This is a genomic window from Shewanella sp. SR1 (assembly GCF_020447145.1).
Classification (GTDB): domain Bacteria; phylum Pseudomonadota; class Gammaproteobacteria; order Enterobacterales; family Shewanellaceae; genus Shewanella; species Shewanella baltica.
In genome coordinates this window covers 226363-239554 of the sequence record NZ_JAJAEF010000001.1, presented here as the reverse complement: position 1 = coordinate 239554, position 13192 = coordinate 226363, and the positions used below count along the sequence as shown (strand labels likewise).

13 protein-coding genes are annotated in these 13192 nt (G+C 48.0%); 8 read left to right on the top strand and 5 right to left on the bottom strand.

The window, feature by feature from the left end:
* Window positions 1-187: 187 nt before the first annotated feature.
* On the top strand, window positions 188-517 hold the full coding sequence (locus KV201_RS01055; protein WP_071939992.1) for a hypothetical protein: 330 nt from the start codon (window positions 188-190) through the stop codon (window positions 515-517).
* 110 nt (window positions 518-627) lie between these two features.
* Here the strand turns inward: KV201_RS01055 and KV201_RS22500 are convergent, their stop codons facing one another.
* Window positions 628-753 carry a hypothetical protein gene (locus KV201_RS22500; protein ID WP_086010635.1) on the bottom strand — a complete coding sequence of 42 codons (126 nt, stop codon included), beginning with the start codon at window positions 751-753 and terminating at the stop codon, window positions 628-630.
* Window positions 754-1043: 290 nt separating this feature from the next.
* Between KV201_RS22500 and KV201_RS01050 the strand changes: the two genes are divergently transcribed.
* The 6 genes from KV201_RS01050 to rraB all read left to right on the top strand — a co-directional run bounded on the left by KV201_RS01050 (window position 1044) and on the right by rraB (window position 5654).
* Window positions 1044-1334 (top strand): hypothetical protein, encoded by a 291-nt coding sequence (locus tag KV201_RS01050; RefSeq protein ID WP_006084230.1) that lies wholly within the window; start codon window positions 1044-1046, stop codon window positions 1332-1334.
* Window positions 1335-1416: 82 nt separating this feature from the next.
* Window positions 1417-2601: a membrane protein gene (locus tag KV201_RS01045; RefSeq protein WP_006084229.1), complete on the top strand. Its 1185-nt coding sequence runs from the start codon at window positions 1417-1419 to the stop codon at window positions 2599-2601.
* Window positions 2585-3493: a metal ABC transporter solute-binding protein, Zn/Mn family gene (locus KV201_RS01040; protein ID WP_006080012.1), complete on the top strand. Its 909-nt coding sequence runs from the start codon at window positions 2585-2587 to the stop codon at window positions 3491-3493. The genes KV201_RS01045 and KV201_RS01040 overlap by 17 nt, the downstream gene beginning before the upstream one ends.
* Window positions 3494-3497: 4 nt before the next feature.
* On the top strand, window positions 3498-4298 hold the full coding sequence (locus KV201_RS01035) for a metal ABC transporter permease (protein ID WP_226058265.1): 801 nt from the start codon (window positions 3498-3500) through the stop codon (window positions 4296-4298).
* 161 nt (window positions 4299-4459) lie between these two features.
* Window positions 4460-5203 (top strand): 1-acylglycerol-3-phosphate O-acyltransferase, encoded by a 744-nt coding sequence (locus KV201_RS01030; RefSeq protein ID WP_226058264.1) that lies wholly within the window; start codon window positions 4460-4462, stop codon window positions 5201-5203.
* A 40-nt stretch (window positions 5204-5243) separates the two neighbouring features.
* Window positions 5244-5654 (top strand): ribonuclease E inhibitor RraB, encoded by a 411-nt coding sequence (gene rraB / locus KV201_RS01025; RefSeq protein WP_107403569.1) that lies wholly within the window; start codon window positions 5244-5246, stop codon window positions 5652-5654.
* 79 nt (window positions 5655-5733) lie between these two features.
* Here the strand turns inward: rraB and KV201_RS01020 are convergent, their stop codons facing one another.
* Complete coding sequence (locus KV201_RS01020; protein WP_006080017.1) at window positions 5734-6720, bottom strand: sensor domain-containing diguanylate cyclase; 987 nt, start codon at window positions 6718-6720, stop codon at window positions 5734-5736.
* Between the two features lie 18 nt (window positions 6721-6738).
* Window positions 6739-7734, bottom strand: a complete 996-nt coding sequence (locus tag KV201_RS01015) for a response regulator (protein ID WP_006080020.1) — start codon at window positions 7732-7734, stop codon at window positions 6739-6741.
* A 542-nt stretch (window positions 7735-8276) separates the two neighbouring features.
* Here KV201_RS01015 and KV201_RS01010 point away from each other — a divergent pair.
* The gene (locus tag KV201_RS01010) at window positions 8277-9083 is read left to right on the top strand and encodes a crotonase/enoyl-CoA hydratase family protein (protein WP_226058263.1); all 807 of its coding nucleotides are present in this window, start codon (window positions 8277-8279) and stop codon (window positions 9081-9083) included.
* A 35-nt stretch (window positions 9084-9118) separates the two neighbouring features.
* On the opposite strand, the gene KV201_RS01005 is transcribed toward KV201_RS01010, so the two are convergent.
* Together KV201_RS01005 and rapA are read right to left on the bottom strand one after the other, a co-directional pair.
* Window positions 9119-10015 (bottom strand): DUF3530 family protein, encoded by an 897-nt coding sequence (locus KV201_RS01005; RefSeq protein ID WP_226058262.1) that lies wholly within the window; start codon window positions 10013-10015, stop codon window positions 9119-9121.
* A gap of 257 nt (window positions 10016-10272) precedes the next feature.
* Entirely contained in the window at window positions 10273-13179 is a 2907-nt protein-coding gene (gene rapA, locus KV201_RS01000; RefSeq protein ID WP_226058261.1) for an RNA polymerase-associated protein RapA, read from the bottom strand.
* Between the last annotated feature and the right edge of the window lie 13 nt (window positions 13180-13192).

The window sequence follows — 13192 nt, the reverse complement described above, 5'->3', positions numbered from 1 at the left end:
AAAACGTCGTCGAGTGAAATTTGCTTCGGAGCTAAGGTTTTTTGTAGCAAGGGTGTATTTGGCTTACTGCTGGGCTCGTGGTTTTCCGCGCATTTTCGACAAGATTAGCCTTTTATCAGTATTTGCAGGCCGCACTCTGGCAGGGATCTGTTAAACTTGCGCATCGCTATTTAGGAATCGTGTTTTCATGTTGTGTTCCCATTGTAATCAATACATCAAGGTCAGTGACATCACCCAACAAAGAGGCAAAGGCTTCGACGCCCAAGTGCGTTGTCCCTACTGCACCGCTTGGTTAGGCCGTAGCCCAACATTGGCTAAGCTTAAGTTATTAGGCTTTTATTTGAGTGTGTTTACAGCGGGATACAGTTATTTCGATGCCTCAGTGCGGCATTTTGCGATCCCTGTGATGATTTTTTCGCTGATGTTGTTGTTCGTGAGTCACTTTATGGACCAAGTGATCACCATTGAAGCGCCGGAACCCGTCGATGATAGTGACCAAAGACAGAAGTACCGATAGAAGACAATTTGCTGAGGCAGAAATGATTCGAGCGCCTTTAGCGGGCGCTCAAGGTATAGCGAAAAGGAGTTTACCCATGCGAATTACCGCCACAGAGTGTGACTCCAGGTTTACTGAACGACTTGTTCTTGGGCCGCTAAGGAATGCTCAACGTAGTAAATTCCACCAAATATCACCACGCTGAAAATCACTATCCCTAAGATAAGCCCTAAGTTTTCACGAAAAAATGCTAGCATGAGAGTTGCCTTTTGGTGGTTAAAAACGGACGCCATATCGAGCTCAATTTCGCCGTTGTGCTCGCTGACATAAAAACTAAATACACTATAGTTACACTCACTTAAGCTAATCTTAAATGCACTCTTTTACCAGCACTCCCGTAAGGTTTCACCATTATGGACGAGGCAAGTTGCTGCTAAGATTACCCTGCTCAAATATCTTGTAACCTTTTGCAAAGTAATTACCTTATTGCAACTTGCTATGGCCCTGACATAGACTTATGCAACTTTTTAACTATGGGGACGACTGAGTGAGACTTAAACGTCACATTAGACGCACGATTTCGATATGGCTTTCGGCCATCTTGATATTGCTGTCTTTTGCCGCCTCAGCCCATAGTGTGACCCATCTTGACGATGGGGCTAAGACCCACTGTACCCTGTGCTTCCATCAGCACCAGCTCAACAAGATTTTATTGACCCAACCGCTGACGTTCAATTTAGGCGTGCAGCATTTCGATGTGGTCGAATTTGTTTTACCCCCCTCTATTTCTGAACACGTTAGTGTTTATCGCAGTCGTGCGCCTCCTGCCACGCTCTAAATCAACTCAAACATTTTAACTTATTGTATTTCTTGATGACTTTATATTAGTCGTCGAGTGCTAGTTGTATTTTGGAGATATCATGACTGTTTTAAATACCCGAATTTCTTTGGTGGCTTTGGCGTGTGCGTTTGTTTCGCCTAGCCTATTGGCTGAAGATTCGAGCCTCACGAACCCAGCGATCAGTGCCGTATTAAATGGTTACTATCAAACGGGTGAGCGTCCATTAGCCGAGAGCCCAGATGGCTTTGGTTTAGGTGAGACCGAGCTGGCCCTGAGCGCCAATATCGATGATATGTTTTACGGTAAAGTCACTGCTGTGGTTGAGATGCATGACGGTGACACTGAGCTGAATCTTGAAGAAGCCTTCATTCAAACCATGGCGATGCCAGCGGGCTTTTCTATCCGCGGCGGTCGTTTCCTATCGGACATTGGTTACCTCAATAACCAACATTTACACACAGATTCGTTCACCGACCGTCCAGTGGTTTACCGTGCATTTTTAGGCGGCCATTATTTTGATGATGGTATACGTTTCAACTACGTAGCACCGACTGACTTGTATTGGACTATGGGCGTTGAAGCCTTTAAGGGCGACAGTTTACGTGCCGCCGATGAGCATGGTGAGCGTGAGTTTAAGAAGGTCGGCGTTTATACCTTGTACTCAAAAATCGGTGGCGACATCGGCGATAACAGCTCATGGCAAGCGGGTTTAAGTTACCTGCGTAACGAGAATGGCCAAGTGACCGCCCATGAAGAAGGCGAGCATGAAGATGAGCATGACCATGGTGATGAGCACGCAGGTCATAGCCATGCTGCATCTTACACAGGTAAAAATACCTATGGTGCTGATTTTGTTTATAAGTGGGCGCCTAACGGTAACTACAAATATCAAAATCTTACCGTGAGCGGCGAGTATTATCGGGTGAGCGATTTTACCCCTGTCGATCTGCATCCTGAGGATGCGCCGAGCCAAGATTACCACCAAGGTTGGTATCTGAGCAGTGTGTACCAATTCACGCCGAGCTGGTCAGCGGGTGTGCGTTATGGTGAAGCGGATACGCAAGAGCTCCATGGCGATCATTTCCATGGGCAGAAGTTGAAAGAATCTGAGGTGAGTTTGGCTTGGCATTCTAGCCATTTCTCGACGGTTCGTTTCCAGTATACCAATCAAAAGGGTACTAACTTCGACGGAATTGAAGACGATAACATCTTCACAATTCAATACATTATGTCTCTGGGGGCTCACGGTGCGCATCAATTCTAATTTAGCTAAATTGGCCGCAGTGGCCTTATCTGTCACTTATACCGGTTTGGCCCACGCCGAACTGAACGTGTTTGCCTGTGAACCTGAATATGCAGCATTAGCGAAGGAGCTGGCTCCTACGGCGAGCATCTATTCGGCAACTACAGCATTACAGGACCCGCATCAAGTGCAGGCGCGTCCGAGTTTGATCGCCAAAATGCGTCAGGCGGATCTTGTGGTCTGCGCCGGTGCCGATCTTGAAGTGGGTTGGTTGCCTATGCTGCAAATGAAGTCGGCAAACGCGAATGTGCGCTCGACCGATCAAGGCTTATTTTTCGCCGCCGATCAAATCGAGACCTTAGATAAGCTGGCCAGTGTCGATCGCAGCATGGGTGATGTGCATGCCCAAGGCAATCCACATATTCATTTCGACCCGACGCGGCTGTTAAAAGTCGCCACGGCATTGAGTGCTAAGCTGACTCAGTTAGATCCTGCTGGCGCGGCCGATTATCAAAAGTCACTGGCAGATTTTACCACTCGCTGGCAAGCCGCAGTCCCGCGTTGGGAAGAGCAAGCTAAGGGATTACAAGGTAAAAAAGTGATCGCTTACCACTCAAGCTTCAGATACTTATTCAACTGGATTGGTATCGAGCAAGTGGCAGATTTAGAGCCTAAACCGGGTTTAGCTCCGACTAGCGGCCACTTAGCGAGTCTGCTGACGCGCGCCGAGCAAGGGGATATTCTGGCGGTGGTCGTGGCCTCTTATCAGGACGAGCGCGGTGCAAAATGGCTGGGTGAAAAAGCGAACTTGCCCGTGGTGATGCTGCCTATGTCTGTGGGGGGCAACGATAAGAGCCAAGATTTATTTAGCCTTTATGACAGCGTGATTTCCCTCTTAAATGGAGTGAAATAAACCTATGTTTGATCTTGAACTGATGTCGATTCTGTTGCCTGCATTGGCAGCGGGGATCTTAGTGTTGTCGACGCATATTGTACTTGGGAGACAAGTACTTAAGCGTGGCATCATCTTTATCGATTTAGCGATAGCACAAGTTGCCGCCTTAGGCGCGATTGTCGCTCACATGGACCACAGACTAGAAGACATGCCGTTTGCTAATGTGTGGATGCCAGCGCTGTTTGCCCTCGCGGGCGCAGGGTTTATCGCTTGGTTATCTAAGCGGATGGCGGGTGAGTTGGAGGCAATGATCGGCTGCTTTTATGTGTTGTCTGCGGTAGCGGCTATGTTGCTGCTGGCGAATGACCCACACGGCGCCGAGCTGTTAAAGCAATTGATGTCAGGTCAGATCCTGTGGGTGAGTTGGTCACAACTGATTTTGCCGGCAGTAGTGTATTCACTGGTGTTATTGGCGATATTCCTGCGTCCCCAGATTTTGGATGGTGCAGGGTTCTATCTGCTATTTGCGCTCGTCATTACCTTGTCGGTTGAATTGGTGGGCGTTTATCTGGTGTTCAGTACCTTGATATTGCCCGCTTTAGCACTGAACAAGTACCGCGGTAAAGGTCGGTTATTTTACGCTTACCTCGTCGGTTTGTTGGGCTATGTTTTAGGATTAGTCCTGTCGGCGACGTTAGATCTGCCCAGCGGTGCGGCGATTGTCGCGACTTTGGCCGTGAGCGCCTTAGTCATCCGTTTTGTGTTAGCTAAAGTTGCGCCTCAGGCAACGGGATCTGAAATCCTGCCAAAACACCACGCTTAGATAAATATTGATGTAAAAGCCCATCTATACACTGGATTTTCAGTATATCGATGGGCTTTTTTGCTTGCTTGTTAGCAAGTCAGCTTACAGATGTAAACAATATATTGAGTCCCAAAGCCATGGTGGATATACTGTCGCCACTTTTATAGTCGGAGTAAATCGTGCTTTTAATCGTCAGATCAATGCTGTTGGCGGTGTCATTGTTGCTTGCCTTTATTTTTGGTGGCTTAGTGTGTTTATTAAGACCTCGCCACCGCGACAATGTACATATGTTCGCCAAGATCTTCTCATCGGTCGCTCCGATCCTTGGGATCAAAGTGATTGTACGTCGACATAAAGATGTGCAGGATGGCCCCTATATTTTCCTCGCAAATCATCAGAATAACTTCGATCTTTTCACTCACACGACAGCGGTACCTAAAGGCACTGTGAGTTTGGGCAAGAAGAGTTTGGCGTGGATGCCATTATTCGGTCAAATCTATTGGTTGTCAGGGAATATTCTGATCGACCGCAAAAACCGTCATAGTGCCTTTGATACTATGGCGAAAACCGTGGAAAAAATTAAACAGAAGAATTTGTCTGTGTGGATTTTCCCTGAAGGGACACGTTCACGTGGGCGCGGTTTGTTACCTTTTAAAGCGGGCGCTTTCCATGCTGCGATTGCGGCGGGAGTGCCTGTTGTGCCGGTATTGGCCTCGTGCCAAAGCCACATTAAGCTCAATCGCTGGAATAACGGTGTAGTCATTATCGATATGATGGCACCCGTGGCGACAGCAGGCTTAGATAAAGCCGATGTGAAAAACTTTTCTGCGCAAATCCATGCCAGCATGTCGGCGAGATTTGCTGAGATAAATCAAGAGGCGGCAGCACTTATGGGTAAAACTCTCGCGAGTGATGACGTATAATGCCAATTTGAGCCAGATTTACCTTAACGGAGACAAATCCATGTCTATTGAAAGTCAGTTAAAAGCCCAACTTGCAGAGAATCGTGACATAGTGCAAGCCCTGCTTGACGATGGCTCAGAGCCTGATGCGGAATATATTATTGAGCATCACTTTTCATCGACCAATTTCGATCGTCTCGAAAAAGCCGCAGTAGATGCCTTTAAATTAGGTTTTGAGGTCAACGACGCTGAAGAAATGGAACTGGAAGATGGTTCAATTATTTTCTGTTTCGATGCTGTCGCGCACCACAAACTAGAAGTTGAATTACTGGATAAAGCCGCAGAACAACTGCTGCAATTAGCGGTAAAACAGAAAGTGGAATATGACGGTTGGGGCACCTATTTCGTCGGTGATGAAATGGATGACGAAGAAGATGAAGACGACGAAGAAGATGATGGTTTCCCTCATTAATTCGCACGTGAATATCTAATCTGTACCGTTTTAAATAAAAATGCCCATCTATGATGGGCATTTTTATTGGGTGGATATGTTAGTCTTGGGTCGTTTTGTTCACACTTGTACTGGTATGCAAAACGCTGCAATTACGACCTTTTTGCTTGGCTTCGTACAGCGCTTTATCGGAGCAAGAAATCCAGCTTGAGCTGCTGGTGATGTGGGAACCAATTTCGCACACACCTAAACTCACAGTCACAGAGATCTTCAGGCTTTCATACAGAATGACGGATGCGGCGATTTTTTCCCTGAGTCGCTCGGTGAAATACATGGCATCGGCGCCGCTGGTTTTGGGCAATACGACTGCAAATTCTTCGCCGCCATAACGTCCGGCGCAATCGGTCTCACGCAGGGATTGGCTGAGTAAGTGGGCGATATGCTGGATCACTTTATCACCCGCCACATGACCATAGCTGTCGTTGATATGTTTAAAGTTATCAATATCTATCATCACTAAACTTGCCATGCCTGAGTAGCGGGCATATATGTCGTACTCATGGTCTAAACATTCTTGCCAATGGCGACGGTTATGCAGCTGAGTCAGGCCATCGGTTTGGCTTAGGCGCTCGAGTTGCTCGTTCGCGGCTTTAAGTTGTAACTTGTTGATGGCGATATCAGTCACGTCATAAATAATCACGCTGATATGGGTCACTTGTCCCGTGAGCGATGCCAGTGGCAACAAGGTCACGTTTTGGTACATGTAGTCAGCACGGCCAGTGATCGGGCGGTAGTTTTTAAATTGGAAAACGTACGGCCTTTGTTCCCAGCTGATAAAGGCACGGTTTTTAAGCATAAAAACCGATTCCATTTTCTGCTTTAACCAAGTGGCGGGCAGATCGGGGAAGCGGGTAAACAGGTTTTGACCTTTGATCGAATTTGGGGAAACACCGCTGTGATTCTCCATAAAACCGTTCCACAGCTGGATATTGTAATGGCGATCTAATACCACTAATCCCACCTCTATGGTTTGCACCATATCGATGAGCCAGTGTAGTTCGTTCATTGCGCTTTGGTCATTTGACATAGGATAAAATCCAACTGGTTAATCGAGTAAATAGCCGAGTTTATAGCTAAGTGTGGGGATAGAATCCTCGGTGAAGAGTAGTAACAAATCGCATTGAATATTATGATCTTCAATCCGATAGTTGATCTCCATAGCCAAAGTTCGCTGCCATTTCTCTGAATTATCATGGATCAGATCGTTAACCGTGCAGTGCCGTCCTAGCACGACAGGGTGAGCCTGACTAAATTTCATGTCGAGCTGTTCAGAAATGCCGTTAAGGAAGGCGCCGATCAGCACGTTTCCGGTATCGATCAGCACTTCTATCTCAGTATTTTTATCTTCAGGATTGGCTAATCCCATCAGCTTGGCCATGTCTTTAAAGCTGGAATCATGGAACAAAAGCAGGGCTTCACCCGCAATCCCCGCCCCAATAAAACCTTGGCAAAGAGCCGATACGGTCGAGCTTTCTTCCGTGGCTTTGAGTGCCATGGTCAACTCACTCACCTCAAGCACGTTCACATTGGGGATGGGCAGTAACACGAATACATCGAGTAACTTAGCTAACAGATCGGCGGCGCGGCCCATGGCGACGTTGGCAATTTCTTGGCAAGCGTCACGCATGTCGACTTTGATCATCGGGACTTCGTCGGCGATATCTTTCTGCGTCAGGGTTAAGATGCCGTAATCTTGCAAAATGTTGCTGATGGCATCGGCGCTAACGGGTTTTTGAATAAAATCTAATGCGCCTAAGGCTTTGACTCGCTCGTGAGCTTTGATTTGAATGTCGCCAGAGACCACAATGATCAGCGCGGGGAGATCCTGTTGCTGCACAGTTTGCAGTACTTCATAACCGTCCATCACTGGCATGTTGAGATCGAGAAATACCACTTCGCCTTTTCCGGCTCGGATAGCATCAAGGCCTTCGGCACCATTGGTCGCATAAGTAATTTCCACATCCCACTCTTTTGGGAGCGTGCGGGCCATTTGCTTACGCGCCATGGCGGAATCGTCACAGATGAGTACAGATATTGACATGCTGACTAGTGATCCTTATTTGCCCATTAATTGAAGATAACACTTATTTTTCAGGTCCGACTGACGAATTGCGTTCTTCGGGCAAGTCTGATTTATATCTTCTAAATGTAACTTATAGATATTATTGATTAATTTCGTTTTTTCGCTGACATTAAAATTTGACTCATTATTGAATCACATGATGCAAAATCTTAAATCGAGCAGGCTAATTTTTAGCAAATAACAAGGATGTAGCGCATAAAAACGGACGACTGAGTCCATTTGTTTGCTGCTTTATCCTTAGCGGCAAGTACAGTGCTACATAAGTGTCGATGTTGGCGGCGAGGTAACTTCATTGCCGAGTTCGATAAGTCTATCTCATCGAAAGATACATTAGGATTACCGCACGTAGTGGCGACAGCCTAACATAAGTTGCCTTCAGTCCATGTTTGAATTGGCAATATTTTGACACAAGTCAAAAAACAGGCTCATGTTATATCTTTTAGTGAATTATTCCAAACGTGTTAACATTTATTCTGGACTGACCAGTAACGGAATATTTCATGAGTGGCCAAAGTGTACAAGTCAAAATCGATGATGGCATCGCCTATGTGTTGCTTAATCGTCCTGAAAAAATGAATGCGATTAACTATTTAATGTTTAGTGAGCTCGACCGTGCGATTAAACAGATCAAATCCAATTGTGGGGTGCGAGCGGTGATCGTCTCGGGTGCGGGGGGCAATTTTAGCTCAGGGCTCGATGTCAAAAGCGTAATGTCGGCACCCATGCAGGCGGTTAAGTTACTGTTTAAGGGCTTACCGGGGAATGCGAACTTGGCACAGCGGGTGTCATTAGGTTGGCAAAACTTGCCTGTACCTGTGATTGCCGTACTTGAAGGTTGTTGCTATGGCGGCGGTATGCAAATCGCCTTGGGCGCAGATGTGCGCATTGCTAGTCATGACTGTAAGTTATCGATCATGGAAGCAAAGTGGGGACTCGTGCCCGATATGGCGGGGTTGGTCGCGTTAAGGCAAATCATGCCTAAGGATCAAGCCATGCTGCTGAGCCTGACGGCAAAAGTGCTTGAGGGCAATGAAGCGCAGGCCTTAGGACTCGTGACGCAAGTGAGCGAGACGCCGATGGAAGCGGCTCAACAATTGGCGCAGCAACTGATGCAAACCTCACCGGATGCGGCTGCGGCCATCAAACTCAGCATTAACCGTAGTTGGACGGCATCGGTGCGGAGCCTGCTTTGCCGTGAGTCGATTAGTCAGATTCGGTTATTGTTAGGCAAAAATTGCAAGATAGCGGCGGCGCGTCAGCTGAAAGATCCGCAGAAACCTTATCAAGATCGTCAGTCGGGTTGGTAATGCTATTTTGTCTGAATTAGCTTGAATCGCCGTTGTTACTGCGCGCCGCTCATACGGGCGGAAAAGCCTTTAATTGCATTTAAGCAATTCTGCCATGCGCTCTCGTTATCTAAATTGAGCGCTAAGCTGGTTTGGCGGTAGTTAGGACTTTTTAAGGTCACGGCTAAAATCTTACGATTAGCGGCCGTTTCTAATGAGGCGGGATGACCGTCTGGCGATTGGATATCTAAAATCGGCAGCGTGAGTTTCGCCAGTTGTTCCGCGAGTGCTTGGTTGAGCTTTTCATCCTCACGATAGGGATTGATGACGATCAGCACATCGGGATCGGCAATCTTCTTTTGGCTCAATAGGCTAATCAATAATCCTGCGCTTTGGTCGGCGGTGATCAAAATGCGTTTGCCCGCATAATCTGCGCCGACCGCATCTAATTGCGACATGCTTTGGACGAGAAAGTCTTCCTGCTCTTGCAGATGTTTGCTGTTATCTTCGGGCTTGATTTTAGGGCTAGGTTTGTTGGACGGTGAGCTTAATTGCGCGGCGCCGGGCGAGGTGACTTCGGTGGCGGCGGTGGCAAAATTGGCCGCAGGCAGTTCAGTTGGCGGGGTTAAACTTAAGCTGGCCCAACCGGCAGGATTGATATTACGGCGTACAAACGCCATCAATCCCGGTGCATCTGCCGTGCCGTTAGTGGCGGGCAGAATGATCGCCGCGCCGAGTTTCTTTTTTCCTTCCCATGGCCGTACTAACAAATCGTAGGGCTGATTGTCTATGGTGATTTGTTTGACTTCATTCTCGGGTAAATAGCGGTTATTTAATTTTTTAGCACTGACTTCGGCTGGCGTTGGCGCAGCTGTTGCTGGGTCTGCCGCGCGGGTAGAGATGGCTGTGAAACCAAGTAGGAGGCAAAAGAGAAGCGAAATAATGCGTGCCATAGAATTGATAACCACCTGTGTAGTCTCATAAATTCATCAGTGCTTGAGTATAACCTGAACAATTACCAAAAAGTGAACTTTCCTCGCCAAAGAGTGACGCCTCATCATTTGGGATAATCACGTTAATTGGGAAGACGCTGCTGAACATCAAAAGCCGCTTATTATAGAAAACTACTTTGAATCGAAAGCTAAAGGGCATAAAAAAGCCCAGCGCTTTGGCTGGGCTAATTGATGGAAACCTGTGGTTCCGCTTGGGCCTATACGTGGCTGACAAGTACCATACGGATCGCATCGAGTTGTAACTGGCTGGCATCCAGATAAGTGTTTAACTCTTGCATCTGATTGCGCAGGTATTCTAATTCTTCCTCACGGATATTGGGGTTTACCGCCTTGAGTGACTCTAAACGATCGAGCTCTGCGCTCAGTTGCTGAGTCATTTTCTCTCTGGCTTGGGCGACCATTTCATCCACAACCACTTGAGCATATTCTTCACCCTTAGCAAATAACGGATGCAGAATTGGCTGAGATGCGGTGACTAACTTGCCGCCAATGTGACGATTCACCGCGCTCAATTGCTTATCGAAACTGGCGTAATCCACTTTAGCCGACAGGTCGTTACCGTTTTTATCCAGCAGCACGCGAATGGGTGTAGGCGGTAAATAACGGTAAAGCTGGCTCGACTTAGGTGCTGAGGCATCGGCCATGTAGATGAGTTCTAAGAATAAGGTACCTGCAGGCAGGGCTTTATTCTTCAGAATTGCGACGCTGGTGGTGCCGGTTTCTGAACCTGTGATCAGATCTAGCCCCGTTTGCACCAGTGGATGCTCTTGGGTGATCAGCGCAATATCATCGCGAGATAACGCTGTGTCACGGTCGAAGGTCACAGTCACGCCATCTTCTGGCAAGCCAGGGTAGGTTGGGAACATCATGTGTTCGCTTGGACGCAGAATGATCGAGTTTTCACCCTTATCTTCTTGATCGACACCGATAATATCCCACAGACGGATCACTGAACCGATCAAATGGGTATCACCATCATTCTGGGCGAGGCGCTGGACGATAGCCATTGCCTTCTCGCCGCCGTGTGAGTTGATTTCCAGCAGCTTGTCGCGGCCTTGCTCCATGGCGTGCTTGAGTTCTTTATAACGGCTCTGGGTGTGATTGAGCAGGTTTGTCAGCTCGTCGCTGTCATCAACCACAAGCACGTTTAACAGATCTTCGGCAAATTCACTGTAAAGCACGTGGCCACTCGGACAAGTGAGTTCGAAGGCATTTAGCCCTTGGTGATACCACTGCATCAAACGTTCTTGGGCGGTGTCTTCAAGGTACGGCAAGTGAATTTGGATATCATTTTTCTGGCCGATACGGTCTAAACGACCGATGCGCTGTTCCAATAGATCTGGGTTTAGCGGCAGATCGAACAGGACTAAGTGGCTGGCAAACTGGAAGTTACGCCCTTCAGAACCAATTTCAGAACAGATCAACGCCTGTGCGCCGCCTTCCTCTTGGGCAAAGTAAGCGCCGGCTTTATCGCGCTCGATAATCGACATGCCTTCGTGGAATACCGTCGCTTGAATCCCTTCGCGAGTGCGCAGGGCTTCCTCTAAGCTCAGGGCGGTTTCCGCTTGGCTGGCGATGATCAGCACTTTTTTGCTGCGGTGTGATTTTAAGAACTCAATTAACCAATCCACACGGGGATCGAACTTCCACCAACTGGCGCTGTTATCTTCAAATTCTTGATACAGTTTTTCAGGACTCAGGGCTTGCGCCGCTTTCGCCTCTAATGACTTGTGTCCGCCCATCATGCCGCTGACGCGTGCGGCAGTTTGATATTGATCTGGCATGGCGTGTGGATAAGCGTTAAAGAAACGCTTAGGAAAGCCTTTTACCGAGGCGCGACTGTTTCGGTACAAGACGCGGCCAGTACCGTGACGGTCGAGTAATTCTTGCAGTAATTCGCTGCGAGCAGCTTGCTGTACTTCGGCATCAATACCCTCGGCTTGGATTAAACGAATACTTGGGCTGATGTCTTTCTCGCCCAGTAATTCGGTCAAGCTGTTGATAGCGGTATCGGGTAATTTAGCGTTGCCAGCCAAGGCTTCAGCGGCAATGGCGACGTCTTTATAGCTGTCTTCTTCGGCTAGGAAGGCATCGTAATCGTAGAAACGATCCGGATCGAGCAGGCGCAAACGGGCGAAGTGACTTTCATGGCCAAGTTGATCCGGCGTTGCGGTTAACAGCAAAACGCCTGGGATCACTTCGCTTAATGCCTCAACCACTTGATAGGCGCGGCTTGGCGCTTCTTCAGTCCATTCTAAGTGGTGCGCTTCGTCAACCACTAACAGATCCCAATCGGCATCAAGGGCTTGATCGAGACGTTTTTTCTTACGCAGTAATTCGAGTGAACAAATCACTAATTGTTCTGTGTAGAAAGGATTGTCGTGATCGGCATAGGCTTCCACGCAACGATCTTCATCAAATACTGAAAAACGCAGGTTAAAGCGGCGTAGCATTTCCACTAACCACTGATGGCGCAGAGTATCGGGCACGATAATCAGGATACGTTCGGCGCGGCCAGTCAGCAGTTGTTGGTGAATAATCAGACCCGCTTCAATGGTTTTACCTAAGCCCACTTCGTCGGCCAGCAGTACACGTGGCGCATAGCGACGACCGACTTCATGGGCAATCCACATTTGATGCGGAATAAGTCCAACGCGTGGACCTTGCAGACCAAGCAAATCCGATGAGGCCAGTTTGTGGCGCAACATTTGGCACTGATAACGCACACCAAAACGGTCGAGGCGATCGATTTGGCCGGCGAATAAACGGTCTTGGGGTTTATTGAAACGAATATTGTGGTTCAACAGGGTTTCACGCAGGGTAACTTGCTCGCCTGTCTCACTGTGAATGCCGTGATAGATCACTATCCCGTCTTTCTCGGTCAACTCGCTGACCGCAAGGCTCCAGCCTTCATGGCTTTCAACCGAATCGCCGGGATTGTATATAACGCGTGTCAGAGGGGCTTCTGCTCGGGAGAACATGCGATTCTCACCCGTGGCAGGGAATAAAACAGTGACCATACGGCCTTCTACTTGAACCACAGTTCCTAAACCAAGCTCTGACTCGGTATCACTTATCCAACGTTGACCTAAGGCGAACGGCATCTTAAATTCTCAT